The sequence below is a fragment of the Pseudonocardia kunmingensis genome (assembly GCF_006716445.1).
Taxonomy (GTDB): Bacteria; Actinomycetota; Actinomycetes; order Mycobacteriales; family Pseudonocardiaceae; genus Pseudonocardia; species Pseudonocardia kunmingensis.
This window is the reverse complement of sequence record NZ_VFPA01000001.1, coordinates 852,811-878,946: the sequence shown is the minus strand read 5'-3', so window position 1 is coordinate 878,946 and position 26,136 is coordinate 852,811. Positions and strand designations below refer to the sequence as shown.

Annotated in this window: 23 protein-coding genes; 20 read left to right on the top strand and 3 right to left on the bottom strand. The window is 74.8% G+C overall.

The window, feature by feature from the left end; translation table 11 throughout:
- Positions 1-75: 75 nt before the first annotated feature.
- The 15 genes from murD (at position 76) to FB558_RS04075 (ending at position 18,274) form a co-directional block, all read left to right on the top strand.
- Positions 76-1,488 (top strand): UDP-N-acetylmuramoyl-L-alanine--D-glutamate ligase, encoded by a 1,413-nt coding sequence (murD, locus tag FB558_RS04145; RefSeq protein ID WP_142048249.1) that lies wholly within the window; start codon positions 76-78, stop codon positions 1,486-1,488.
- Positions 1,485-2,813 carry a putative lipid II flippase FtsW gene (gene ftsW / locus FB558_RS04140; protein WP_246106241.1) on the top strand — a complete coding sequence of 443 codons (1,329 nt, stop codon included), beginning with the start codon at positions 1,485-1,487 and terminating at the stop codon, positions 2,811-2,813. Before murD ends, ftsW begins: the two co-directional genes overlap by 4 nt.
- Positions 2,810-3,928: an undecaprenyldiphospho-muramoylpentapeptide beta-N-acetylglucosaminyltransferase gene (gene murG / locus FB558_RS04135; protein ID WP_142048246.1), complete on the top strand. Its 1,119-nt coding sequence runs from the start codon at positions 2,810-2,812 to the stop codon at positions 3,926-3,928. Before ftsW ends, murG begins: the two co-directional genes overlap by 4 nt.
- Positions 3,925-5,322 carry a UDP-N-acetylmuramate--L-alanine ligase gene (murC, locus tag FB558_RS04130; protein WP_142048244.1) on the top strand — a complete coding sequence of 466 codons (1,398 nt, stop codon included), beginning with the start codon at positions 3,925-3,927 and terminating at the stop codon, positions 5,320-5,322. Before murG ends, murC begins: the two co-directional genes overlap by 4 nt.
- Complete coding sequence (locus FB558_RS04125) at positions 5,319-6,125, top strand: cell division protein FtsQ/DivIB (protein WP_211366074.1); 807 nt, start codon at positions 5,319-5,321, stop codon at positions 6,123-6,125. Before murC ends, FB558_RS04125 begins: the two co-directional genes overlap by 4 nt.
- A gap of 230 nt (positions 6,126-6,355) precedes the next feature.
- Positions 6,356-7,900 (top strand): cell division protein FtsZ, encoded by a 1,545-nt coding sequence (gene ftsZ / locus FB558_RS04120; RefSeq protein WP_142053672.1) that lies wholly within the window; start codon positions 6,356-6,358, stop codon positions 7,898-7,900.
- Between the two features lie 91 nt (positions 7,901-7,991).
- Positions 7,992-8,684, top strand: a complete 693-nt coding sequence (gene pgeF, locus FB558_RS04115; RefSeq protein WP_142048242.1) for a peptidoglycan editing factor PgeF — start codon at positions 7,992-7,994, stop codon at positions 8,682-8,684.
- Positions 8,685-8,769: 85 nt separating this feature from the next.
- Complete coding sequence (locus FB558_RS04110) at positions 8,770-9,501, top strand: YggS family pyridoxal phosphate-dependent enzyme (RefSeq protein WP_142048240.1); 732 nt, start codon at positions 8,770-8,772, stop codon at positions 9,499-9,501.
- Between the two features lie 61 nt (positions 9,502-9,562).
- A complete protein-coding gene (locus tag FB558_RS04105) occupies positions 9,563-10,303 on the top strand; it encodes a cell division protein SepF (RefSeq protein ID WP_142048238.1) in 741 nt (246 codons plus the stop codon).
- 27 nt (positions 10,304-10,330) lie between these two features.
- Positions 10,331-10,624: a YggT family protein gene (locus FB558_RS04100; protein ID WP_142048236.1), complete on the top strand. Its 294-nt coding sequence runs from the start codon at positions 10,331-10,333 to the stop codon at positions 10,622-10,624.
- Between the two features lie 47 nt (positions 10,625-10,671).
- Entirely contained in the window at positions 10,672-11,535 is an 864-nt protein-coding gene (gene wag31, locus FB558_RS04095; protein ID WP_142048234.1) for a DivIVA-like cell division protein Wag31, read from the top strand.
- A 72-nt stretch (positions 11,536-11,607) separates the two neighbouring features.
- Positions 11,608-13,008: a hypothetical protein gene (locus tag FB558_RS04090; protein ID WP_142048232.1), complete on the top strand. Its 1,401-nt coding sequence runs from the start codon at positions 11,608-11,610 to the stop codon at positions 13,006-13,008.
- A gap of 357 nt (positions 13,009-13,365) precedes the next feature.
- The gene (gene ileS, locus FB558_RS04085) at positions 13,366-16,527 is read left to right on the top strand and encodes an isoleucine--tRNA ligase (RefSeq protein ID WP_142048230.1); all 3,162 of its coding nucleotides are present in this window, start codon (positions 13,366-13,368) and stop codon (positions 16,525-16,527) included.
- Positions 16,528-16,860: 333 nt separating this feature from the next.
- Positions 16,861-17,619, top strand: coding sequence for a class I SAM-dependent methyltransferase (locus FB558_RS04080; RefSeq protein WP_170231174.1), 759 nt, complete (start codon positions 16,861-16,863; stop codon positions 17,617-17,619).
- Between the two features lie 64 nt (positions 17,620-17,683).
- Positions 17,684-18,274 (top strand): TetR/AcrR family transcriptional regulator, encoded by a 591-nt coding sequence (locus tag FB558_RS04075; RefSeq protein WP_142048226.1) that lies wholly within the window; start codon positions 17,684-17,686, stop codon positions 18,272-18,274.
- Between the two features lie 40 nt (positions 18,275-18,314).
- On the opposite strand, the gene FB558_RS04070 is transcribed toward FB558_RS04075, so the two are convergent.
- From FB558_RS04070 to FB558_RS04060, 3 genes are read right to left on the bottom strand one after another with little or no spacing between them, the layout of a single operon-like run.
- Entirely contained in the window at positions 18,315-19,094 is a 780-nt protein-coding gene (locus FB558_RS04070) for a DUF4097 family beta strand repeat-containing protein (RefSeq protein WP_142048225.1), read from the bottom strand.
- Positions 19,095-19,097: 3 nt separating this feature from the next.
- On the bottom strand, positions 19,098-19,742 hold the full coding sequence (locus FB558_RS04065) for a response regulator (protein WP_211366517.1): 645 nt from the start codon (positions 19,740-19,742) through the stop codon (positions 19,098-19,100).
- Positions 19,743-19,747: 5 nt separating this feature from the next.
- Positions 19,748-21,067 carry a sensor histidine kinase gene (locus FB558_RS04060; protein ID WP_142048222.1) on the bottom strand — a complete coding sequence of 440 codons (1,320 nt, stop codon included), beginning with the start codon at positions 21,065-21,067 and terminating at the stop codon, positions 19,748-19,750.
- Between the two features lie 204 nt (positions 21,068-21,271).
- On the opposite strand from FB558_RS04060, the gene FB558_RS04055 reads away from it, so the two are divergent.
- The 5 genes from FB558_RS04055 (at position 21,272) to FB558_RS04035 (ending at position 26,134) form a co-directional block, all read left to right on the top strand.
- A complete protein-coding gene (locus tag FB558_RS04055; protein WP_142048220.1) occupies positions 21,272-22,165 on the top strand; it encodes a PhnD/SsuA/transferrin family substrate-binding protein in 894 nt (297 codons plus the stop codon).
- A 2-nt stretch (positions 22,166-22,167) separates the two neighbouring features.
- A complete protein-coding gene (locus FB558_RS04050) occupies positions 22,168-22,938 on the top strand; it encodes a phosphonate ABC transporter ATP-binding protein (protein WP_142048218.1) in 771 nt (256 codons plus the stop codon).
- The gene (gene phnE / locus FB558_RS04045; protein ID WP_142048216.1) at positions 22,938-23,780 is read left to right on the top strand and encodes a phosphonate ABC transporter, permease protein PhnE; all 843 of its coding nucleotides are present in this window, start codon (positions 22,938-22,940) and stop codon (positions 23,778-23,780) included. Before FB558_RS04050 ends, phnE begins: the two co-directional genes overlap by 1 nt.
- Positions 23,777-24,508, top strand: a complete 732-nt coding sequence (locus FB558_RS04040) for a GntR family transcriptional regulator (RefSeq protein WP_142048214.1) — start codon at positions 23,777-23,779, stop codon at positions 24,506-24,508. The genes phnE and FB558_RS04040 overlap by 4 nt, the downstream gene beginning before the upstream one ends.
- Before the next feature lie 399 nt (positions 24,509-24,907).
- Positions 24,908-26,134, top strand: a complete 1,227-nt coding sequence (locus tag FB558_RS04035) for an alpha-D-ribose 1-methylphosphonate 5-triphosphate diphosphatase (protein WP_211366071.1) — start codon at positions 24,908-24,910, stop codon at positions 26,132-26,134.
- Positions 26,135-26,136: the final 2 nt, after the last annotated feature.

The following is a 26,136-nucleotide window of genomic DNA, read 5'->3' as shown; positions in this document are numbered from 1 at the left end:
GCTCCCCGGCGCCGCTCGCCCTCCTGCAATCCGACCGATCCTCCGACCGACCACCCGCCGGGAGCGTGACCGACGATGACGCCCGACGAGCTGTCCGGCGCGCCGGTGCTCGTGGCCGGGGCCGGGGTCTCCGGTCTCGCCGCCGCCGCCGCGCTGGTCGAGGTCTGTGCCCGCGTCACCGTCACCGACGCGCGCGAGGCCGCGCTCGCCGACCTGCCGCCCGGCGCGCAGCCGGGCGGGGACCCGGACGCCGTGCCGGACGGCACCGCGCTCGTCGTCACCTCCCCGGGGCGCCGTCCCGACCACCCGCTCGTCGCGGCGGCCGCCGCCGCGGGGGTGCCGCTGGTGGGGGAGCCGGAGCTGGCCTGGTGGCTCGGGCAGGCGCGGGAGCGGCCGCCGGTCTGGCTCGCGGTCACCGGCACCAACGGCAAGACCACCACCACCGGGATGCTCGCCGCCATCCTGCGCGCCGCCGGACGTGACGCCGTGGCCTGCGGGAACATCGGGTACCCGGTGGTCGAGGCGGTCCGGATGGGCCACGAGCTGCTCGCCGTGGAGCTGTCGAGCTTCCAGCTGCACTGGTCGCCGTCGATCCGGCCGCACGCGGGCTGCGTCCTCAACGTCGCCGACGACCACCTCGACTGGCACGGCTCGTTCGCCGCCTACGCCGCGGCCAAGGCGCAGGCGCTGCGGGCGGACGTCGCCGTCGCCGGGATCGACGACCCCACGGCGGCGGCCCTGCTCGCCGAGGCACCCGCGCCGCGCCGGGTCGGGGTCACCCTCGGCACGCCCGGACCGGGCCAGCTCGGCGTCGTCGACGGGGTGCTCGTCGACCGCGCCTTCGGCGACCACGGCGACCGCGACGGGCGGGCGCTCGTCGACGCCGCCGCGGTGCACCCGGGCGGGGCGCCCGGCATCGCCGACGCGCTCGCCGCCGCCGCGCTGGCCCGCGCCGCGGGCGTCGGCCCGGACGCCGTGCGCGCCGGCCTGGACGACTTCCGGCCGGGGCCGCACCGCGGCGGCGTGGTCGCCACGGTCGACGGGGTGCGCTACCTCGACGACTCCAAGGCAACCAACCCGCACGCCGCCGCCGCCTCGCTCGCCGCGCAGGCGCCCCACCCCGTCGTCTGGGTCGTGGGCGGCCTGCTGAAGGGCGCCTCCGTGGACGAGCTCGTCGCGCGGCACGCCCGGGGCCTGCGCGCGGCCGTGGTGATCGGCACCGACCGCGCCGAGATCCTCGCCGCCCTCGCGCGACACGCGCCCGACCTCCCCGTCGCGGAGGTGGTGCCGGGTGACGATGACGGCATGAGCGCCGACGTCATGACGACCGCCGTGCGGCGCGCCGCCGCCCTCGCCCGGCCGGGCGACGTCGTCCTGCTCGCCCCGGCCGCCGCGTCGATGGACCAGTTCTCCGACTACGCCGAACGGGGCCGGCGCTTCGCGGAGGCGGCGAGCGCGCTGGGATCCGCGCGGGAACCCGCGTCGTGAGCGTGCCGTGGCCGCGCGGGGGGAGCCGGACCCGGCGGGGCCGCGCCGGCACCCGCCCGCACGGGCTGCGCCTCGCGGTCGGCCGCACCGTCATCGCGCTCGGGCAGTGGCTGCGCCGCCCGCTCACCTCGCTGCACCTCGTGCTCGGCGTGTTCGGCCTGCTCACGCTGTTCGGGCTGGTCATGGTGCTCTCGGCGTCGTCGGTGGAGTCGCTCACCGCGGGCGGGTCGTCCTACTCGGTGTTCACCCGGCAGCTGATGTTCTGCGTGCCCGGCCTGCTGATGTTCTGGCTGGGCCTGCGCATCTCCCCGCGCCGGCTGCGATCGCTCGCGCCCGCCGCGCTCGTCGTCGGCGTGCTGTCGCTGGTGGCGGTGCTGTTCCTCGGCGAGACCCGCAACGGCTCGCGCGCCTGGTTCGCCGTCGGCTCGTTCTCGGTGCAGCCCTCCGAGGCGGTGAAGGTGGCGCTGACGATGTGGGGCGCGCACGTGCTCGTCGCGCGGGTCGCCGTGATGCACCGCTGGAAGTACGCGCTCTCGCCGGTCGTCCCCGTCACGGCAGTGCTGCTCACGCTGCTGGTGCTGCAGCCCGACCTGGGCATGACGATCTCGCTGGGCATCGTGCTGATCGCCCTGCTGTTCTTCGGCGGCGCCCCGATGCGGCTGATCCTCACCCTCAGCGGGGGCGCGCTCGCGGGGGCGGTCGTGCTGGCGCTCACCGCGGAGTACCGGATGAGCCGCATCACCGCCTTCCTCTCGCCGGAGAGCGCCGACCCGCAGGAGGCCGGGTTCCAGGCCCGGCAGGCGCTGTACTCCCTCGCCGACGGCGGGCTGTTCGGCCAGGGGCTGGGGCAGGGCCGCGCCAAGTGGAGCTACCTGCCCAACGCCCACAACGACTTCATCTTCGCGATCGTCACCGAGGAGCTCGGCTTCCTCGGCGCATTCGCGGTGCTGGCGCTGTTCGCCACGCTCGCCTACACCGGCTTCCGGATCGCCGCGCGCAGCAACGACCCGTGGCTGCGCCTGGTCGTGGCGACGTCCACCACCTGGCTGGTGGCGCAGGCCGCCATCAACATCGGCTACGTCGTGGGGCTGCTGCCGGTGACCGGGCTGCAGCTCCCGTTGATCTCCTCGGGAGGCACGTCGCTCGTGGTCACCATGTTCGTCTTCGGGGTGCTCGCCAACGCGGCGCGCCACGAACCCGAGGCCATCGCGGCGCTCAAGCAGCACGGCCAGGGCCGCCTGGCCCGGTTCGTGGGGCTGCCGCTCCCGCAGCCCTACCGGGCGCCGGTCGCGCGCTCGGCCCCGCAGCGGGGGCGGGTCCGATGACCGGCCCTTCCATCGTCATCGCAGGCGGCGGGAGCGGCGGGCACATCGAGCCCGCCCTGGCCGTCGCCGACGCCGTGCGCGCGCTGCGGCCCGACGCCCGGATCACGGCGCTGGGCACCGAGAAGGGCCTCGACACCACGCTGATCCCGGCCCGCGGCTACCCCCTCGAGCTGATCCCGCCGGTGCCGCTGCCCCGCAAGCCCACGGCCGACCTGCTGCGCCTGCCCGGCAAGGTGCGCGCCGCGGTCTCCCGGGTCCGGGAGGTGCTGGCCGCCGTCGACGCGGGCGCGGTGGTCGGCTTCGGCGGCTTCGTCGCGCTACCCGCCTACCTGGGCGCGCGCGGCCGGGTGCCGATCGTCGTGCACGAGGCGAACGCGCGGGCCGGCCTGGCCAACAAGGTCGGCGCCCGTTTCGCCGACATCGTCGCCACCGCCGTGCCGGACACCGGCCTGCCGAAGGAGCAGCTGGTCGGCATGCCGCTGCGGCGCTCGATCACCGGGCTCGATCGCCAGGCGCTGCGCGCGCAGGCCCGGCAGTTCTTCGGGCTGCCGCCGCAGGGGCCGGTGCTGCTGGTGTTCGGCGGCTCGCTCGGCGCGCGCACGCTCAACACCGCCGTCGCCGCCGCGCTGCCCGAGCTGCTGCGCGCCGGCATCGCGGTGCTGCACGCCCACGGCAAGAGCGGCGAGCCGGCCCCGCCGGCCCGCGGGTACCTCGGGGTGCCCTACATCGAGCGGATGGACCTGGCCTACGCGGCGGCCGACGCCGTGCTCTGCCGCGCCGGGGCCACGACCGTCGCCGAGGTGTCGGCCGTCGGGCTGCCCGCGGTCTACGTGCCGCTGCCGCACGGCAACGGCGAGCAGGCGCTCAACGCCCGCCCGGTCGTGGCCGCGGGCGGGGGCGTGCTCGTCGACGACGCCGACCTGACCCCGCAGCGGGTGGCGTCCGAGCTGGTTCCGCTCCTGCACGACCCGCGCCGGCTGGCCGACGCGGGCCGCGCCGCACGCTCGTCCGGGCACGCCGACGCGGCCGACCGGCTGGCGCGCATGGTGCTGGAGCTGGTGGGCGCGGCACCGGAACCGCAGACCGAGGTGATGCGGCCGTGGAGGGAACGATGACAGCCCAGCTCGCGGACCGCGTGCACCTGATCGGGATCGGCGGTGCCGGGATGAGCGGCATCGCGCGGATCCTGCTGGCCAGGGGCACAGCGGTGTCCGGATCGGACGCGAAGGACTCCGGCACCGTGCTCGCGCTGCGCGCCCTGGGCGCCGACGTGGCGGTCGGGCACGACGCCGCGCACCTGCCCGAGGCGCCGGCCACCGTCGTCGTGTCCTCGGCGATCCGCCCCACGAACCCCGAGCTCAGCGCGGCCCGTGAGCGCGGGCTCGCCGTCGTGCACCGGGCGCAGGCGCTGGCCGCTCTCACCACCGGGCGGCGGCTCGCCGCCGTCACGGGCACGGCGGGCAAGACGTCGACCACGTCGATGCTCACCGTCGCGCTGCAGCACAGCGGGCTGGACCCGTCGTTCGCCATCGGCGGGGACCTGGCCGCGTCCGGATCCGGCGCGCACGAGGGCAGCGGTGACGTCTTCGTGGTGGAGGCCGACGAGAGCGACGCGTCGTTCCTCGCCTTCTCGCCGTCGGTCGCGGTGGTCACGAACGTGGAGGCCGACCACCTCGACCACTACGGCAGCGCGGAGGCCTACGTCGCCGCGTTCGACGAGTTCCTGGGCCGCATCGCGCCCGGTGGCGCGCTCGTGGCCTGCGCCGACGACCCGGGCGCCGCCGCGCTCGCCGACCGGGCGCAGGAGCGCGGCATCCGCGTGCGCCGCTACGGGCGGCACGCCGCGGCCGACGCCCAGCTCACCGACTTCCGCCCGGACGGCTCCGGTGCCCGCGTGGCGTTGCACCACGACGGCCGCGAGTACCTCCTGCGCCTGGCCGTGCCCGGCGAGCACATGGCGCTCAACGCGCTGGGTGCCCTGCTCGCCGGTGTGGAGCTGGGCGCCGGGGTCGACGGCCTGCTGGCCGGGCTGGCGGCCTTCGACGGGGTGCGGCGCCGGTTCGAGTTCCGCGGCCGGGCCGCGGGCGTGGCCGTCTACGACGACTACGCCCACCACCCGAGCAAGGTCGCGGCGCAGCTGCGGGCCGCGCGCGAGGTGGCGGACGGGCGCGGGCGCGTCCTCGTGGCGTTCCAGCCGCACCTCTACTCCCGCACCCGCCAGTTCGCCGCCGAGTTCGGGTCCGCGCTCGGGATCGCCGACGAGGTCGTCGTCCTGGACGTGTACGGCGCCCGCGAGGACCCGGTGCCCGGGGTGAGCGGCGCGCTGATCGCCGAGGCCGTGCCCCTCCCGGCGGAGCGGGTCCGGTTCGTGCCCCGGTGGGAGGACGTGCCCGCCGTGGTGGCGGGGCTGGCCGCGCCCGGCGACCTCGTCGTCACGATGGGCGCCGGTGACATCACCGTGCTCGCTCCGGAGATCCTGCGGGAGCTGGAGCAGCGGGAGGGTTCGTGACGCGGCCGGGCGGCACCCGCGGCCGCCGCGGCCCCGAGCGCGCGGTCGCCGAGCGGCCCGCCGCGCGGCCGCCGCGCGACCCGGAGCGCCCCCCGGCCCGCCCGGTGTCGAAGGCGCGGTACCGGCGCAGGCGGCTGGCCGCGCTGCTGATCGGGCTGGTGCTGCTCGTCGGGCTCGGGCTCGGCGCCCGCGTGCTGCTGTACGACGCGGGGCTGTTCGACGTCGAGGAGGTCCGCGTCGCGGGCGCCGCCACGGTGGCGGAGGCGGACGTGCGCGCCGCGGCCGCCGTCGCGCCGGGCGGCCCGCTCGCCGCCGTCGACACCGCCGCCGTGGCCACGCGGGTGGCCCGGCTGCCGCCGGTGGAGTCGGTGCACGTCGATCGGTCCTGGCCGCACACCCTCACGGTCACGATCACCGAGCGGGTGCCGGTGGCCACCGTCACCACGGCGCAGGGCCCCGCGCTCGTCGACCGCACCGGCGTCGTCTACCACGGCGCCGGTCCTGCCGACCTGCCCCGCCTCACGACCGCGCCGCGATCCGGCGACCCCGCCACGGTCGCCGCCGTCGGGGTGCTCGCGGCGCTGCCCGACTCGCTGCGCGCGCAGGTCGACTCCGTGGGCGCCACCGTGTCGGTGCCGGGCGCCCCGGGCCAGGTGACGCTCGTCATGGCCGGTGGGGAGGAGGTGCGCTGGGGCGCCCCGGAGCGGGCGGGCGAGAAGGCGGCCGCGCTCAGCGCCCTGCTCACCCAGCCCGGCACCGTCTACGACGTGACGAGCCCCGACCTGCCCACGATCCGCCGCTGAAGCGAGACCCCTGCGCCCAGCGCCGCACCACCCGACGTGGTGATGACACGCCCCCGCCGGTGCGTCCGCGGCGGGTGCAGGGGAAGATCAGGACGCGAAGATCGACCCGGTTGGGGGCTGGCGCGCGTGCGGCGCGCCTGCTGGACCGAGACCGGTACGAGACCTAGCGTTCCCCCCTGATGGCCCGGACCCCCGGGGACGGACCCGAGCTGGACTGGAAGGTGCGCCATATGACGCCCCCGCACAACTACCTGGCCGTGATCAAGGTCGTCGGCATCGGTGGCGGCGGCGTGAACGCCGTCAACCGCATGATCGAGGTGGGCCTGAAGGGCGTCGAGTTCATCGCGGTGAACACGGACGCACAGGCCCTCCTGATGTCCGACGCCGACGTCAAGCTCGACATCGGTCGCGAGCTCACGCGCGGCCTCGGCGCCGGCGCCAACCCCGAGGTCGGCCGGAAGGCCGCCGAGGACCACCGCGAGGAGATCGAGGAGGTCCTCAAGGGGGCCGACATGGTCTTCGTCACGGCGGGGGAGGGCGGCGGCACCGGCACCGGTGGCGCGCCGGTGGTCGCGTCGATCGCGCGCAAGCTCGGCGCGCTGACGATCGGCGTGGTCACCCGGCCGTTCACGTTCGAGGGTCGCCGTCGCGCCGGGCAGGCCGAGGACGGCGTCCAGTCGCTGCGCAACGAGTGCGACACCCTCATCGTGATCCCGAACGACCGGCTGCTGCAGCTGGGCGACGTGGGCGTGTCCCTGATGGACGCGTTCCGCTCCGCCGACGAGGTGCTGCTCTCCGGTGTCCAGGGCATCACCAACCTGATCACGACGCCGGGTCTGATCAACCTCGACTTCGCCGACGTCAAGTCGGTCATGTCCAACGCGGGCAGCGCGCTGATGGGCATCGGGTCCTCGCGCGGCGAGGGCAGGGCGGTGCAGGCCGCAGGCAAGGCCATCAACTCGCCGTTGCTGGAGGCCTCGATGGACGGCGCGCAGGGCGTGCTGCTCTCCATCGCGGGCGGCTCCGACCTCGGGCTGTTCGAGATCAACGAGGCGGCGTCGCTGGTCCAGGAGGCCGCCCACCCCGAGGCCAACATCATCTTCGGCACGGTGATCGACGACTCCCTCGGCGACGAGGTGCGCGTCACGGTCATCGCGGCCGGGTTCGAGGCAGGCGGTCCCACGCACAAGAAGCTGGAGCCCACCGCGTTCCGGTCCCCGGAGAAGCAGCAGTCCTCCGGTGCGGGCGTGATCGCGTCGGGGGTGAGCGGGAACACCGCGCCCGCGGGCCAGCCCGCCGGCAACGGCGCGGCGCCCGCGGCGGGCGCCTCGGCGTCCACGGGCACGGGGACGCCGCCGGGCACCGCGGCCCAGAACGGGAACCCGGGCGGCACCGGCTACGGGAACGGCAGCCCCGCCACCGCGGGCAACGGGCGTCCCGCTGCCGCGCCGGCGCCGCAGGCCGCACCCGCGCCGCCGACCGCACCGGCCGCCCACGTCCCGCCGCCGGTGCACCAGGCCCCGGCGCCGCCGCCCGCGGCGCCGAGCGCTCCGCCCACGCCGAACCAGGCCGGCACCCTGCCCCCCGCGGCCCCGGCCGCCCAGCCGGGCGGGTACGCCCCTGCGCCCCGCCAGCCGGAGCCGCTGCGCCGGGAGGCCGCGTACGAGCCCGAGCCGCAGCGCCACCCGGCGCCCGAGCGCCCGGTGTACACGCAGCCGGTGGACGTGACCGATCTCGACGACGACGTCGACGTGCCGCCGTTCATGAAGCGCTGAGCGGGTCCGACCGACGACCCCGGGCGAAGCCGTGCGCAGCGAACCGACGACGCCGGGCGGAGGCGTGAGCCGGGGTGGGCGGGTCCGGCGCGTGGTGAGCACGCGTGCGGGCGGCCGGTCCCGGGGAGGCTTCGCCTCGTTCAACCTCTCCGCCTCCGTGGGGGACGAGCCTGCGGCCGTGGCCGCCAACCGGGCACGGCTGCGCGCCGAGCTCGGGGTGCCGGTCGTGTTCCTCGAGCAGGTGCACGGCACGCGCGTGGCCACGATCGACGCCGTGCCCGCCGCCGACGCCGCGGACGTCCCGGCCACCGACGCGGCCGTCACCGCCCTGCCGGGTGTCGGGCTCGCCGTACTGGCGGCCGACTGCGTGCCCGTGCTCCTGGCGGACCCCGGCGCCGGGGTGGTGGGCGCCGCCCACGCCGGGCGCGTCGGGGCGGCGGCCGGGGTGCTGCCGGCCACGGTGGCGGCGATGGAGGCGCTCGGCGCCCGGGCGGGCGCGCTCGAGGTCCTGCTCGGTCCCGCGATCTGCGGTGGCTGCTACGAGGTGCCTGCCGCCCTGCGCGCCGAGGTGGACGCGCGCCTGCCGGGCAGCGCCGTGCGCACGAGGCGCGGTACCCCCGGACTCGACCTGCGGGCCGGCCTGTACCACCAGCTCACCGAGCTCGGCGTGGCCCGCATCGGCGGCGACCCGCGCTGCACCCGCGAGACCCCGGACCTCTACAGCCACCGCCGCGACCCCCGCAGCGGCCGTCAGGCGGCGATCACCTGGCTCGACCCGCGGTGAGGTGCACGCCCGGCGTTGGACGAACGCGCCGCCCGTCCGATAGGTCTGTACGGGTGTGCCGTTCGTACGAGCCGGAGCCCCGCCCGTGAGCGCCGAGCGCCGTGATGAGCTCGCGCGGCGCCTCGCCGCCGTGCGGGAGCGGATCGCCGCCGCCTGCGCTGCCGCGGGCCGTGACCCCGCCTCGGTCGAGATGCTGGCCGTCACGAAGACGGTGCCCGCCGAGGACGTCGCGGTCCTGCTGGACCTCGGTCTCACCGCGTTCGCGGAGAACCGGGTGCAGGAGGCCGGGGCCAAGGTCGAGGCCGTTGCCGGGCTGCGCCCCGACGCGCATCCCCGATGGCACTTCGTCGGGAGCCTGCAGAGGAACAAGGCGCGAGCGGTGGTGCGCTGGGCCGACCGGGTGGAATCGGTCGACTCGGTCCGGCTGGCCGACGCCCTGGACGCGGCCGTACGGCGCGACCAGGAGACCGGTGGGCGCACCGATCGGTTACCGGTTCTGGTGCAGTTCAGCGTCGACGGGGACCCGCAGCGCGGTGGGGTGCCCCGGGACGGGCTCGGCCCGCTCGCCGAACACGTCGCCTCGTGCGCCGGGCTGCAGCTCGCCGGGATGATGGCCGTCGCGCCGCTCGGCGCTGACCCGGACGTGGCGTTCGGAGCCATCGCCGCGGCCGCCGCCCGCCTGCGCGCCGAGTTTCCGCAGGCCACGGTCCTCTCGGCCGGCATGAGCGGCGACCTCGAAGTCGCGATCAGGCACGGATCGGGTGTCGTGCGTGTCGGAACGGCCCTTGTGGGGGACCGACCGTTAACCTCGCGGTGATCGTCGGCCGCCGCCCACCTGCGCGGCCGGCTGTCGGGGGCAGTCGATGATGGGAGCGCGGATGGGCGCGATGTACCGGCTCAAGGCCTACTTCGGCATGGTGCCCGCCGAGGAGCTGGGCGAGTACGCCGACGAGCCGTTCGCCGACCGCTACGCGGATCCGCGCCGCGACCGGAGCCTCCGCGACTACGCCAACGAGCGCTGGGACGACCGGTTCGCCTACGAGGACGAGGCCACCGGTGACCGGCGCGACCGGCAGGACCGGCAGGACCGGCAGGACCGCTACGACGACGAGTGGGACCGGCGCTCGCCGCACCCCGTGGCGGCGGAGCGCGCGGCCTCGCGCGGCCCGTCCGCGGCGGGGCCGTCGCCCGTGCGGGGCGCGCTCGCCATCGACCCCGAGGTCGGGCTGCAGGAGCCCCTGCGGTCGGTGGCGCCGGTGCCGACCGCCGTCCCTGAGCAGCGGGAACGTCCCGCCACCGGGGCCGCCGCCCTGGGGCGCATCACGACGCTGCAGCCCCGCAGCTACCGGGACGCCCGCACCATCGGCGAGCGCTACCGCAGCGGCGTCCCCGTGATCATGAACCTCACCGAGCTCGAGGCGGCCGAGGCCAAGCGCCTGGTCGACTTCGCCGCCGGACTGGTGTTCGCGCTGCACGGCGGGTTCGACAAGGTCACCAACCGGGTATTCCTGCTCACTCCCGCGGACGTCGAGGTGTCGGCCGACGACGCCCGCATGCTCGCGCAGCGCAGCGTCTCGGGCACCCGCGGCGACACGGAGCGCGGCTTCCGGGCGGAGTGACGAGCAGGCGCCGCTAGGATCGGCGACGTGCCCCTCGCCATCCAGTTCGTCCTCTACTACGTGCTGTTCTTCTTCTGGCTCCTGCTCATCGGGCGGATCGTGGTGGAGCTCGTACGGAGCTTCGCGCGCCAGTGGGTGCCGGCGGGTCCGAGCGCCGTCGCTCTCGAGCTGATCTTCACAGCCACCGACCCGCCTGTGAAGTTGTTGCGGAGAGTGATCCCCGTCGTCCGGATCGGCGGCGTGGGGCTGGACTTGTCGATTATGGTTCTACTGCTGGTCGTGTTCATACTGATGAGCGTTGCCCAGCCGACGCCGATGTGAGCCCCAGTCACACGGTGCCGCCGCCGAGGACTGCATGAGGTGATCCGATGCCGCTGACGCCCGCCGACGTTCACAACGTCGCGTTCAGCAAGCCCCCGATTGGGAAGCGGGGGTACAACGAGGACGAGGTCGACGCGTTCCTCGACCTGGTCGAGGCCGAGCTGGCTCGCCTGATCGAGGAGAACGAGGACCTGCGCGAGCAGGTCTCCCAGCTCGAGCAGCGACTCGGGAACGCACAGGCCGACCTGGAGGAGGCGCGGTCGCGGCCGCCGGCGACGATGTCGCCGGTCTCCCCGCCCACGCAGCAGATCCAGCGGCAGGAGCCGCCCCTGCGCCAGATGGAGCCCCCGCGACCGGCCATGGCCGGTCCGTCGCTGGGCGACACCGGCGAGGGGGGTGGCGACAGCCACGTGCAGGTCGCGAAGGTCCTGAGCATGGCCCAGGAGATGGCCGAGCGGCTCACCGCCGAGGCCAAGTCCGAGGCCGACGCGATGCTCACGGACGCGCGCACCAAGTCGGAGCAGCTGCTCTCCGAGGCACGCAGCAAGTCCGACGGCCTCGTCAACGACGCCCGCTCGCGGGCCGAGACGATGCTCAACGACGCCCGCACCCGGGCCGAGACGCTCGAGCGGCAGTCCCGGGACAAGGCCGCCACGCTGGTCGGTGACGCCGAGCGCAAGCAGGCGGAGATCATCGGGACGATCACCAGGGACAAGTCCGTCCTGGAGAAGAAGATCGACGAGCTGCGCACCTTCGAACGCGAGTACCGCACCCGCCTCAAGACCTACCTGGAGTCCCAGCTGCGGGACCTCGGGGAACGCGGCTCCGCGGCTCCGTCCGAAAGCCGGTCCAGCTCGAACGGCGGGTACGCCTCCACCGGTTACGGCCAGCGCGCCGACGCCGGGAGCTGAGCCCCCCTTTCGACGACGACCCCGGGCGGTGCGGGCCTGATGGCGCCGCACCTCCGCAACACGGAGTGAAACGTGCTGCTGCTGGTCCTGATCCTCGTTCTGATCGCCTTCGGCCTGCTGGTGGTGGCGCTGCTGTCCGGCAGCGTCCTGTGGGCCTGGGTGTCCGTCGGTGTGAGCGTCGCCGCCGCGGCGGTGTTGCTCATCGACTGGCTGCAGCGGCGGAGCGCGGTGAGGGCAGGTGCCGATGCAGCCGCCGGGGCATCCTCCGCGGCAGCGCCGCCGCGGGGCCGCACCACGCCTGACCTGGAGCCGGTCACCGAGGTGCTGCCGGTCATCCCGCGGTCCGGCGCGGAACCGGGCGACGCCGAGAAGGAGGAGCCCGGTAACCGGTTCGACCACGTCGGCGACTCCGCGAAGACCGTTGTGATGCCGGTGGTGCAACCGTCCGCCTCTGCGGACCGACCGTCCGGCGCTTCCGGTGACACCACCCCCTCGGGCGGAGATTCATCACCGACCGTAACCAAATCGGGTTCCGATCGTTCTCCGTCCACCCCTCCGGTGGCACGCGGGGAGGACGGCGTCCGAGGCCCCGAGAGCAGCCCCGCCACGGGCGCCGACGCCGCACCGACCACGGCGGCGCCCACGGCCGCCGGTGCGGCCGCGCCACCGACGGCGGCCACGCCCACGGGCGAGGCCCCGGAGGACCCCACCGCACTGGCACCGGCCACACCGCCGACCACGCCACCCCCGGGCGCCCCGTCCGGGTCGAGCGCGGCAGGGGCGAGCACTTCGGAGGCGGGACCGACCGGCTCCCCGTCCGCCGACACCGCGTCGGCCGGATCGACGCCCGCCGGGTCGGCGGCGTCGGGATCCGCGCCAACGGGATCCGCGCCGTCCGGGTCCACGCCGTCCCGGAGCGGTGCCCCTGACGGCGAGCAGCCGGGGGCCACTGCGGCCGAGTCCGGCACGCCGGGCACACGCGGCGCGGACACGGCCGACGGACCGCGCGGGGACACACCGGATCGCGGCACCTCGGAGCGCCCGGCCGACGCCGGGACCGGCGCCGCCACGGCCGGAGCGGCAGGCGCCGCTGCCGCCGGTGCGGCCGCGGCGGCCGGGTCGCCGGAGCGGGCCGCGAACGCAGGCGCCGCGGGCGCCGACACCACGGGCGCGGACGCCCCGGGCGCCGGCGCCACGGGTGGATCCGAGCCCGACGCCGCACCGCCCGCCGCCGACGAAGAGCCTCCGGAGGAGCCGCGTGACCCCGCGGCCGCTGCGCTCGTCGCCAACCTGGAGATCGAGGTGCTCGTGATCGACGAGCAGCCGCGCTACCACGTGGTCGGCTGCCGGTCGCTCACCGGGAAGGCGCTGATCCCGCTGCCCGCCCGGGAAGCCGTGGAGCTGGGATTCACGCCGTGCGGCTGGTGCACGCCCGACCGCACCCTGGCCGCGCAGCAGCCCGCCACGCGCTAGGCGCACGAGCCGGCACCGCCCCCGGCCCCCGCTGACGGACGGCACGCTCGTCGCTACCTAGCCGACGAAGGTGCCGTTCGTCATGCGAATCCCGTTCCGGAGCCCCACATCCGGCCCCGTCGGAATACCGGGTGGCGCGTGGGCGCTACCCTGGTGGCACAGGCACCGATCCGGCCATCACCGGGGAGCCTCCGGAAGAAACGCCCGGCCACCGGGCGGAGTAGAACCGGACGGGAGCGGCCCGTCACAGCCGTCCGATGAGAGGCCGTCCGCAACCGGGCGGCAAGCGGGGTGGTACCGCGGCGTTCACGTCGTCCCCGTGCAGGCAGCAGCACGAGCCAGCACGAGGAGCACCTGATGAGCGAATCCGCGGCACCGCGCGAGGAACGCTACCCGCCCGTCCCGGCACACCCGTCGTTCCCCGCCGTGGAACGCGAGGTCCTCGACGCCTGGGATGCCGACGACACCTTCCGCGCCTCCGTCGAGGCCCGGCCGTCCGGCGAGAACGGCAGCAACGAGTTCGTCTTCTACGACGGCCCGCCCTTCGCCAACGGCCTGCCGCACTACGGGCACCTGCTCACCGGCTACGTCAAGGACGTGGTGCCGCGCTACCAGACGATGCGCGGGCGCCGGGTCGAGCGCCGCTTCGGATGGGACACCCACGGCCTGCCCGCCGAGGTCGAGGCCGAACACCAGCTCGGGATCAAGAGCAAGGCCGAGATCGACGAGATGGGCGTGGCCGCGTTCAACGAGGCCTGCCGCACCTCGGTGCTGCGCTACACCGGCGAGTGGCGCGACTACGTCACGCGCCAGGCGCGCTGGGTCGACTTCGACAACGACTACAAGACGCTCGACCTGGACTACATGGAGAGCGTCATGTGGGCCTTCAAGTCCCTCTGGGACAAGGGCCTGATCTACCAGGGCTTCCGCGTCCTCTGGTACTGCTGGCACGACGGCACGCCGCTGTCGGCCACCGAGACCAAGATGGACGACGTCTACCTCGACCGGCAGGACCCCGCCGTCACCGTCGGGCTGCGGCTGCAGGCGCAGGGGAGCGACCTGGACGGCGCGCTCGCCCTGGTCTGGACCACCACGCCGTGGACGCTGCCGTCCAACCTCGCGATGGCCGTCAACCCCGAGGTGGAGTACTCGCTGGTCGCCGTGAACGGGGAGCGGTACGTCATCGCGAGCGCGCGGGTCGGCGCCTACGCCCGCGAGCTGGGCGAGGAGCCGGAGGTGCTGCGGCGCCTGCCCGGCACCGAGCTGCTCGGGCTCTCCTACACCCCGCCGTTCGACTTCTTCGCCGGCTGGGAGAACGCCCACCGCGTGCTCGCCGCCGACTACGTCACCACCGACGACGGCACCGGGATCGTGCACATCGCGCCCGCGTTCGGTGAGGAGGACAAGGTCGTCACCGACGCGGCCGGGATCCAGGTCGTCGTGCCGGTGGACAGCAAGGGCGAGTTCGACGAGCGGGTGCCCCCGTACGCGGGCATGCAGGTGTTCGACGCCAATCCGCACATCATCGCCGACCTCAAGCGCGGCGCCCCGCACGCGAAGGGTGTGCTGCTGCGCCACGAGACCTACGACCACCCGTACCCGCACTGCTGGCGCTGCGGCAACCCGCTGATCCAGCGCGCCGTGGACTCGTGGTTCGTGCAGGTCACGAAGTTCCGCGACCGGATGGTGGAGCTGAACCAGCAGATCACCTGGGTTCCGGAGCACATCCGGGACGGCCAGTTCGGCAAGTGGCTCGAGAACGCGATCGACTGGTCGATCTCGCGCAACCGGTACTGGGGCTCGCCGATCCCGGTGTGGGTGAGCGACGACCCCACCTACCCGCGGACGGACGTCTACGGCTCGCTCGACGAGCTGGAGCGCGACTTCGGCGTGCGGCCGACGGACCTGCACCGCCCGCACGTCGACGAGCTCACCCGGCCCAACCCGGACGACCCCACCGGGAAGTCCACGATGCGCCGGGTGCCCGAGGTGCTCGACTGCTGGTTCGAGTCCGGCTCGATGCCGTTCGCGCAGGTGCACTACCCGTTCGAGAACCGCGACTGGTTCGAGCACCACTACCCGGGCGACTTCATCGTCGAGTACAACGGGCAGACGCGCGGCTGGTTCTACACGCTGCACGTGCTGGCCACGGCGCTGTTCGACCGGCCGTCGTTCCGCTCCTGCGTGGCGCACGGGATCGTGCTGGGCGACGACGGGCTGAAGATGTCCAAGTCGCGCAAGAACTACCCGGACGTCAACGAGGTGTTCTCCCGCGACGGCTCGGACGCCATGCGGTGGTTCCTCATGGCCTCGCCGATCCTGCGCGGCGGCAACCTGGTCGTCACCGAGCAGGGCATCCGCGAGGGCGTCCGCCAGGCGATCCTGCCGCTGTGGAACACCTGGTACTTCCTGTCGCTCTACGCGGGGCGTCGCGGGGTGCGGCGCACCGACTCGCCGCACGTCCTGGACCGGTACGTGCTCGCGCGCACGGCCGCGCTCGTCGACGACCTCACGGCGGCGATGGACGTCTACGACATCGCCGGCGCGTGCGAGCGGATCCGCGACCACGCCGAGGCGCTGACCAACTGGTACGTGCGGCGGTCGCGCGACCGGTTCTGGGCGGGTGACGCCGACGCGGTCGACACCCTGCACACGGTGCTGGAGGTGACCTGCCGGGTCGCCGCGCCGCTGCTGCCGCTCACCACCGAGCGGATCTGGCAGGGGCTCACCGGGGAGCGGTCGGTGCACCTGACCGACTGGCCGACCTCGGAGGTGCTGCCCCACGACGATGCGCTCGTCGCGGCCATGGAGCGGGTGCGGCAGGTGGCCTCGGCCGCGCTGTCGCTGCGCAAGGCCCGGGGGCTGCGGGTGCGCCTGCCGCTGGCGCGGCTCACCGTGGCCGCGGCCGACGCCGAGTCGCTCGCCCCGTTCGCCGACATCCTGCGCGACGAGGTGAACGTCAAGGACGTCGTGCTCACCACGGACGTCGCCGCGCACGGGCGGTTCGAGGTGGCCGTGAACGCCCGGGCCTGCGGGCCGCGGCTCGGCGGCGACACGCAGAAGGTGATCCGCGCCGTCAAGGCGGGGGAGTGGTCGCGCGCGGACGGCGGCACGGTCGTCGCGGGCGGCATCGAGCTGTTCGAGGGCGAGTTCACCGAGAAGCTCGTGGCCGCCGACCCGGACTCCACCACCGCGCTCCCGGGCAGCACCGGCCTCGTCGTGCTCGACACCGCGCTCACGCCGGAGCTGGGGGCGGAGGGCACGGCCCGCGACGTCGTGCGCGTCGTGCAGCAGGCCCGCCGCGACGCCGGCCTCGATGTCGCCGACCGGATCGCGCTGACCCTGGACGGTCCGGCCGCCGTCCTCGACGCCGTGCGGGTGCACGAGGAGTTCGTGGCGGGGGAGGTGCTCGCGACGTCGGTCGCCTACGCCGGGGCCGCCGACCCGACCCTGCGGGGTGGCGTCGCCGCCCCCGACGGCACGGCCGCGGAGATCGCCGCCCTGGTGGCCAAGGCCTGAGCCCCGCCAGTCTCCCGTCCGAACGGGGCGAGTCTCCCGTGAGCCGCACGTGGTCGTGGCTTCGCCAGCCGCGGTGTGCGGCTCGCACGGATCGTGAGGGGTGATCGTTGCGAGGCGCGCGGGCCGGTTGTCGTGGCAGCGGTGGTGTGCGGGTCGGAGTGATCGTGGGCCGGTGATCGTTCTGGGTCGCGCACCAGCGCTTGTGGCGCGACCGTGGTGTGCGGCTCGGACCGATCAACCGCGGTCGGTGGGCGGAGGCCGAACGTGGGCCGGATCGCCCCTCGTGGGCCGCATCCCGCCCGCGGCTGTGGCGCGCGGGCCATACTCGCGGACGTGGACGACGCAGCCGCGGTGTGGAGGCAGCGGCAGGAGGGCCGGGGCATCCCGGCGGACATCCTGGCGACGGCCGCGACCAACCCCTGGCACCACGACGTGGGCCTCTTCGCCGCACCACCGGAGCCCGTCGACTCCCCGTCGCGGCGGGCCGCCCTCGCGCTGCTGCCCGACGGCGGCACCGTGCTCGACGTCGGCTGCGGTGGGGGGCGCGCGGCGTTCGCGCTGGCGGGCCGGGTCGGCCACGTCACCGCCGTCGACCAGCAGCAGGACATGCTCGACGCCTTCGCCGCCGACGCCCGCGCGCGCGGCGTGCCGCACCGCACGGTCCTGGGCCGCTGGCCCGACGTCGCCGCGGATGCCGGCACCGCGGACGTCGTGACCTGCCACCACGTGCTGCACAACGTCGTCGACCTCGTGCCGTTCGTGCGGGCGCTGACGGAAGCGGCTCGCCGCGGCGTCGTCGTCGAGATGATGGTCGAGCACCCGATGGCCTGGCTCGACCCGCTCTGGCTGCGGTTCCACGGGCTGCGGCGCCCGCCGTCCGCGACCACCGACGACGCGGTCGCGGCGCTGCGGGAGATCGGCGTCGACCCGGCCGTCCAGCGGTGGGAGCGGGGGAGCCCGGGCCCGCGGGACGCCGCGTGGGTGGCGCGGCGGCTGTGCCTGCCGCCGGAGGCGGTGCCCGAGGTCGCCGGTGCGCTGGAGGGACTGGAGCGGCCCGGGGTCGCCGCCACCCTCAGCTGGGCGGCGGCCTGACCGTCCGGGCCTACGGCCCTGTGAGGCCATCGCTCGTTCTCCTAGCGCTGCTAGCATCCCGCGCATGTCCGTGCAGCAACGCCGCGAACGCGAACGGGACCAGCGCCACCGCCTGATCCTGCGGGCGGCTCGCGAGCTGGCCGAGACCGAGGGCTGGGACGCCGTCACGACCCGCCGGCTGTCGGAGCGGATCGAGTACAGCCAGCCGGTGCTCTACAGCCACTTCTCCGGCAAGAACGCGATCGTCGCCGGGGTGGCCCTGGACGGCTTCGCCGAGCTGGCGGCGGCGCTCGCCGCCGCACGGTCGCGAGCGGGCACGCCGAGGGAAGCCGTCGCCGGCGTGTTCGGGGCCTACGTCGAGTTCGCCGGGGCCAACCCGGCGCTGTACGAGGCGATGTTCACCCTCGCCACCGAGCTGCCGTTCGCGCAGCCGACCACCCCGGAGCCGCTGCAGGCGGGGTTCGGGCACATCCAGGAGGTCCTCCGCCCGTTCGCCGGTGACCGCGACCCCGCCACGCTCGCGGAGGTGGCCTGGAGCGCGGTCCACGGCCTGGTGAGCCTCACCCGGGGCGCCCGCCTGTCGGCCGGGGACGAGCAGGAGCGCCTCGGGATGCTGGTTGGCATGCTGGCCGACCCGGGGCACGCGGCGGCGTAGCGCGCCGTGGCACGAGCGGCCACGCCACCCGTGAGCCGGGTCAGCGGGAGGGACGCAGGCTCACGTCGCCGCTGGAGCCCTCGGCGCGGATGATCCGCGGCGATGCCGGGTCGACCGGCACCAGCACGCGCTCATCGCCCGAACGCGTGCGCGCGTCCACGCGGTAGCCCACGTCGCCCGGCACCGCCAGGTCGATCTCGCCGGTCTCGCTGCGCGCGTCGAGCGAACGCGGGGCCGCCAAGAGTTCCAGCCGGACGTCGCCGGTGTCGGACACGGCGCGGACCACCTCGCTGCGCAGGCCTTCCGCGGTGATCTCGCCGGTCGAGGTGCCCAGGTCCACCGGGCCTGCCATGTCGAACACGGCGATGTCGCCCACCCGCCGGTCGATGGTGACCGAGCCGGTGAGCCGGCTGGCGGTGACGTCGCCCGCGACCCCCTCCACCCGCACCTCGAACGCGGGGGGCACCTCCACGACGTACTGGACGTCGCAGTCGTCGGCGAGCGGGGCGTCGCAGTCGACGTCGAGCCGCACGCCGGTGGGCGTGGACTCCTCGACGAGCTCCGGCTCGCCCAGCCCGTGGTGGACGACCGTGCGCACGTGCACCTGCCCGTCCGCGCTGGGGGTGAGCGTGATGTCGCCGACGTCGGCGTCGAGGACGAAGCGGTCGGTGGCGGGGGCGATCGTGCTCGTGCGTTCCAGCGTGGCCCGCGCCACCTGTGACAGCCACTCCACGGCCCCGATGCCGCACACCAGGGCGACCAGCAGGACCGCGGCCGTGACGACCGCGGGGTGCGCCTTCGCGGGCGCGGGGGTGGTCATCGCTCAGCCCCCCAGGTAGCGCAGCACGGCGAGCACGCGGCGGTGGTCGGTGGGGGCGGAGGGGAGCGCGAGCTTGCCGAAGATCCCGCTGATGTGCTTCTCGACCGCTCCTTCGCTGACGACGAGCGCCTCGGCGATCCCCGCGTTCGACCGGCCCTCTGCCATCAGCGCGATGACATCACGCTCCCGCGGGGTGAGCCCGGCCAGCGGCGCGGCGCGGCGCGAGCGGGCGAAGATCTGCGAGACGACCTCCGGGTCGAGGGCCGTGCCGCCGCCCGCGACGCGGTGCAGCGCCTCGACGAACGTCTCGACGTCGGCCACGCGGTCCTTGAGCAGGTAGCCGACCCCGCGGGTGTCACCGGCGAGCAGCTCGGTGGCGTAGCGCTCCTCGACGTACTGGGAGAGCACCAGCACCGCCACCGACGGCCAGCGCGAGCGGATCACCAGTGCCGCGCGCAGGCCCTCGTCGGAGTGGGTGGGTGGCATGCGGACGTCCGCGACGACGACGTCGGGCTGCTGGTCGCCCACGGCCCGCAGCAGCGCCTCACCGTCGCCGACGGCGTCGGCGACGGTGAACCCGGCCTCGGTGAGCAGCCGGCACAGCCCTTCCCGCAGCAGCACCGAGTCCTCGGCGACGGTGACGCGCAGCGCCGTCATCGGGCCTCCGTCCCGGGCCCGCACGGCAGCTCCACCGTGAGCACGGTGGGCCCGCCGACGGGCGAGTCCACCCGCAGCTGGCCGTCGACCCCGGACACCCGGTCGGCCAGCCCGCGCAGGCCGGTGCCGCGGTCGGGATCGGCGCCGCCCACGCCGTCGTCGACGATGGTGATCCAGACCGACCCGCTGCCCTCGCGGCGCACCGTGACCGACGCGTGTGCCGCCCGGGAGTGCCGGGCCACGTTGGTGAGCGCCTCGGCCACCACGAAGTAGCCGATCGCCTCCACGGTGGAGCTCGGGCGCTCGTCGATGTCGACGCTCAGCTGCACCGGCACCGGGCAGCGCACCGCGATCGCCGACAGCGCCGCGTCCAGCCCGCGGTCGCTGAGCACCGGCGGGTGCAGCCCGCGGATCAGGCCGCGCAGCTCCGTGACGGCGTCCTTGGCCTGCTGGTGGGCGTCGTCGAGCAGCGGCCCGATCGCCGTGGGGTCCTGCTTGTAGCGCGTCTTGGCCCGCCCCAGGGTCATGCCGAGGGCCACGAGCCGCTGCTGGGTGCCGTCGTGCAGGTCGCGCTCCAGCTTGCGCCGCTCGACCTCGCCCGCGTCGACGACGCGCGCGCGGCTGCGCTCCAGCTCGTCGACGCGGCGCGCGAGCTCCTCCGGGACCGGCCCGAGCAGCGCGCGGGCGACGGTGACGTCCAGCGTGCCCAGCCCGCGCAGCACGGCGGGTGCGACGAGCAGCAGCACCAGCCCCAGGCCGGCGAGCAGGGCGCGCCCGCCGCCGGTGTCGGCGAACGGGATGGCGTACACGGTGGTGCCGGTGCTCGGCGCGACCCACGTGAGCAGCGGCATCGAGAGCAGCGTGAGCGCGCCGACCAGCAGCGTGTAGGTGATCCCCGCGGTGAGCAGGCCCAGCGGCGCGGCGACCAGCTGGTGCGCGGCGCGCCGCCGGACCCCCGGGTCCTGCCAGAGCGCGGCGCCGTAGCGCAGCGGGTTGCGCTGGGCGGGCGGCATGGGCTGCGCCTCGATCTCGACGCCGAGCAGCAGCCGGTAGCGGGCCCGCTCGATGCGGGCCATCGCGGCGCTCACCCACGTGGTGACGATCCACACCGGCAGCCCGAGCAGCGCGACCGGGAGCAGCACGACGGTGAGGAACAGCCCGAGCCCGAGCGTGAACGCGTAGGCCGCGCCCAGCACGACGTCCAGGAGCAGGTGCGCGGCGGTGAGCCACGTCGACGGCGCCAGCAGGGCGCGCAGCGGGTCCGGCTGCGGCCCGCGCGCCGGCGGGAGGCGCTCCGTGGGGGAGGCGATGACCATGTGAGCAGGCTAGGGAACCCCGACGGGCCGCCACCATCCCGCGAGTCCCCGCACCGGGGTGGGGCTACCCCCCCGGGTCCCGCACAGCACCGTCACGATCTCTTTCGGATGTACGCCGAGCGGCCAGTGCGCCGTCGCCCCTGGTTCATCCTAGATATCTAGACATCTCGTCGTCAGCCTTCTCCTCCTTGAACGGGGCTCACGATGGATCGACAGACGAGGTGGCGGCGCTGGGGCGGGTCGCTGCTGGGCGCGACGCTGGTGGCCGCGACGGCCGCGTGCGGCGCGCCCGCCGAGGGCGGCGGCGCGTCGACGCTGCGCTTCGCGGTGACGGACCTGCAGGGGCTCGAGGAGCTCCAACGGGAGTTCGGTGCCTTCGAGACGACCTTCGAGGAGCGGTCCGGGCTCGACCTGGAGTTCTTCGCCGTGAACGACCGAGCGGCGGCGGCCGCGGCCCTGGACTCCGGTGACGTCGACGTCGTGCTCACCGGCCCGGCCGAGTACGTCGCCATCCACGAGCGCACGAACGCGCAGCCGGTCGTCGCCATCGCGCGGGACGGCTACCGGTCGTGCGTCTACACATCGGCCGGGAGCGGCGCCCGGTCGCTGGCCGACCTGCGGGGCAAGAAGATCGCGATGAGCGACATCGGTTCGACCAGCGGCCACCTGGGCCCGTCGCAGATGCTCGTCGACGCCGGCATCGACCCGCTGGAGGAGGTCGAGGTCCTGACCGTCGGGGACGCCGTGCACCAGGCGCTCGAGCGTGGCGACGTGGACGCGGTCGGCATCGGGTGCCACGACTACGAGGAGTTCATGGCCGGGGAGGTCCGGACCGACTACCCGGTGCTCGCCGAGGGACCTGCGCTCCCGCCCGACCTGCTGGTCGCCCGCGAGGGTCTGAGCGAGGAGACCGTCCGAGTGGTGCGGGCGACGTTCCAGGAGAACTTCGACGCCCTCCTCGCCGCACTCCTCGAGGGCAAGGACAACGCCAAGTTCACCGGTGCCACCCTGGTCGACGTCACCGACCGCGACTACGACGTCGTGCGATCCATGTACCGCGCCATCGGTGCCGACGACTTCTCCGAGTTCGTCGGGTGACGATGACGGCGAAGATCGTCACCACCGGTCTCGCGCTGCGCTACCGCAACGGGCACGAGGCCCTGCGCGGAGTGGACCTGGTCGTCGGTCCCGGTGAGCTCGTGGCGCTCGTCGGGTCCAACGGGGCGGGCAAGTCCTCGCTCCTGCGTTGCCTGGTCCGGCTCCAGGAACCGACCGGTGGGTCGGTCGTGGTGAACGGTGTGAACGTGCGCAAGGCCGGAGCGCGTCAGCTGCGCAGGCTCCGCCAGGACGTCGGCGTCGTGTCCCAGCGCTTCAACCTGGTGGAACGCATCGGCGCCTTCCACAACGTCGTCCACGGCGCGATCGGCCGTGAGGGCAGCCGGTGCCTCGTGCCGGCGTTGTGCACGACGGCGCTGCGCGCGGAGGCGATGGAGTGCCTCGACCGCGTCGGGCTGGCGGATCTCGCCCGCCGGCGGGTGGACACGCTGAGCGGCGGCCAGCGCCAACGGGTCGCGATCGCCAGGGCGCTGATGCAGAAGCCGTGGCTGGTGCTGGCCGACGAGCCGGTCGCGAGCCTCGACCCGTCGGCGGGCCGGGACGTGATGGAGCTCCTGCGATCCATCGCCGTCGAGCGCGAGCTGACGGTCGTGGCGGCCCTGCACCAGGTCGACTTCGCGTTGACCTACACCCAGCGGATCGTCGGCATGCAGGCCGGGAAGGTGGTCCTCGACCGGCCCACGCCCGGGTGCACGGTCGAACAGCTCTCGGCGGTCTACGGCGCCGACCCGGGCCGGTTGGAGGCGGTGAACTGATGCCCCTCCGCCTGGGCAGATCAGCTCCACCACCGGCGGTCACCTCGGGGCCGCCGGAGCGCTTCGCCCGCCCGAGCGCCGCGGGCTTCCTGGCGGTCGTCGTCGTGGTCGCCTTCGTCGTCCACGGCTGGATCGGTGGGGTGGCGCTCCGCCCCGCCGACCTCGTCGAGGGCGTCGGGCGCCTGGGCGAGTTCCTGGCCGACGCCTTCCCCCCGGATCTCGACCGCATCGGCGCGATCGGGTCCGCCCTGCTCGTGACGTTCGAGATCGCCCTGCTCGGGACGCTGATCGGGGTCGTGCTGAGCGTGCCCCTCGCGGTGGCGGCCGCTCGCAACACCACGCCGCACCGCCTGGTCCACCTCGTGACCCGGGCGTTCATCTCGGTCTGCCGCACGATCCCCGACCTCGTGTGGGCGCTGATCTTCGTCGTGTCCGTCGGCCTCGGGCCGCAGGCGGGTGTGCTCGCCGTCGCCGTCGACGTGCTCGGACTGTGCGGGCGGTTCTTCGCCGAGTCCATCGAGGAGATCGACGACGGCGTGCTCGACGGCCTGCGTGCCGGCGGTGCCCCGGGGCACGCGGTCATCGCCGGGGCGGTGCTGCCCACGTGCCTGCCGTCCTTCGCGGGGACGTCGATGTTCGCGATGGAGTCCGCGTTGCGTTCCTCGGTGACCATCGGCCTGGTCGGAGCGGGCGGCATCGGCATCGAGCTGTCGGTGTCGATGTCGCTGCTGCGCTACGACGAGGCGCTCACGATCATCCTCGCGATCTTCGTGGTCGTGCTCTGCGTCGAACGGATCTCGGCCGCGCTGCGGCGCCGCATCATGGATGGAGCCTCCCGATGAAGGGTGTCGCCGGCCTCAACCGCCATTCCGGGGTGCCGCTCTACGGCCAGATCGCCCAGGACCTCGAGGCCCAGTTCGCCGGGGCCTACGAGCCGGGCGACCGGCTGCCGTCGGTGGCCGAGCTGGCGGAGCACTACGCGGTCAACCGGCTCACGGTGCACGAGGCACTGGACGTCCTCGTCCGCCGCGGCCTCGTCACCACCGTCAGGGGCAAGGGCTCGTTCGTCGCGCTGCCGATCATCCGGTGGGACGTCCGCGCCGGCCAGGACGCGAGCCTCACGCAGGTGATGGGGGCGCGTGGGCACGCGGTGGTGAACCGCGTGCTCGGAGTCGTCGAGGACGCCGATCCCGGGCTGACGGGCGAGCTGGGGGCCGCGGGGGCACTGCAGCGGTTCGCGAGCATCCGGTACGTCGACGACGAGCCGTGGTCGATCACGTCGACGTGGTTCGACCCCGACCGGTTCCCGCGCCTGGACGTGCTGTGGCGCGACCGGTCGTCACTGCACCAGGTGCTCCTGCAGGAGTACGGCGTGCAGATGAAGCGCTCGACGCGCACGTTCGCCGCCCTCGCCGCCGACGCGACAGAGGCGGAGATCCTCCGGGTGCCGGTGGCGTCGCCGATCCTGCAGGCCCGAGGCCTCAACGTCGACGAGCACGGGGTGGCGATCGCCGCCGTCGAGCACCGCTTCCGCGGTGACCGGATCCAGTTCTCGGTGGAGCTCGGATGAAGACCGAGCACCGCTGCACGGCGCTCTCGACGGTGGCGTCGGCCGACATCGAGGGACTGGCCGACCGCATCCTCGCGGCGGGCCCGTCGATCCGGGTGATCGCGGGGCCGCAGGTGGTCAGCACGCCGATCCGCTACCCCATGGCGGTGCCGGGCCGTCCGACGTGCGTGGTCGGTCACGTCGCGCCTCACCGCTGTGGCCAGGGCGGCAGGGTCCCTCGCGAGGACGCGGTGCTCGCCCTGGATCGGCTCGGGACGGCTCGGTTCGCCGATGTCGCACTCGGGCGCCTGCGGCCCGCGCAGCGCCACGCGGTCGCACTCGCCGCGGCCCGGCCTGGCCCGGCAGTGCCTCCCACACCTGCGCCACCACGGTGCTCCAGCTCAGCGAAGGGCAACAGCGATGACGGCAACAGCGATGACGGCAACAGCGACGACGGCAACAGCGACGACGGGAACGACCGTCCACGACGTCACCCTCGTGCCGGGCGGCGGACGCGACCCGATCGCGGGCGCCACCGTCGATCTGGACGCGGACGGCACCGTCGTGGCGATCCGGGACGGCGATCCCGCGCGCAGTGATGGCCGGTTCCTCGTCCCCGCGGCGGTCGACCTGCACCTGGACAACCTCGCCGAACGCCGTCGGCCCCGGGCCACCGTCCGGCTCGACCAGGCGGCGGTGATCGCGGTGCTGGACGCCGAGTGCGCGGCGGCCGGCATCGGCACCGTCTGCATCGCGGCCCGGTGCGAGGACGCCCCCGGCAAGGGCGTGGTCGTCGAGGACGCCGTCGAGCTCGCCCGCGTCCTCGAGGACCTGGCCCCCCACCTGGCCTGCGACTGGCGCATCCACGCCCGGGTCGAGGTGACCGACGACCGCGCGCTGGGGGCGCTGGCGTCGATCCTCGAGATCTCCAGCCGGGTCGCGATCATCTCGGTGATGGAGCACTCGGCCGAGCGGAGCCGGTTCGCCTCGCGGGAGGAGCACCGGGCGTTCTACGCGGCCGACTGGGGGGTGTCGCTCGACGAGGTCGACCGGATCCTGGAGGCGAAGGCTGCCGGCGGCACGGATCGCGAGTCGCGGCGGGCGGAGGTCGCGCGGCTCAGCCGGGCCGCCGGCATCGTGCTGGCCAGCCACGACGACCGGTCGCCGAGCGACGTCGACGCCGCGCACGCCCTCGGGGCGACGGTCGCGGAGTTCCCGCTCACGATCGACGCGGCGCTGCACGCGAGGCGACGGGGCATGGCGACCGTCCTGGGCGCCCCGAACGCGATCCGCGGCCGGTCCACCTCGCCGGGCAACGTGCTGGTCGCCGACGCGGTGGCGGCCGGGGCCTGCGACGTCCTGTGCTGCGACTACCTGCCCTTCGCGCTGCAGGCGGCGCCGCACGCCCTCGCGCGGGCGGGAGTCGTCGGCCTGGGGGACGCGGTCGACCTGGTCTCCACGGCGCCCGCCGCCGCCCTCGGCCTGCCGAGCCCCGCCATCGAGGTCGGCAGGCCGCTGACCGCAGCGCTCGGGACCGTCTCGGGTACGACGTTCATCGGGACCGGGCTGTGGCGCGCGGGGCGCCGGACGTTCCGGCGCGACAGCGGGGCGCCGACCGCGCGCGAGCGGACGCCGATGACCACGTGACG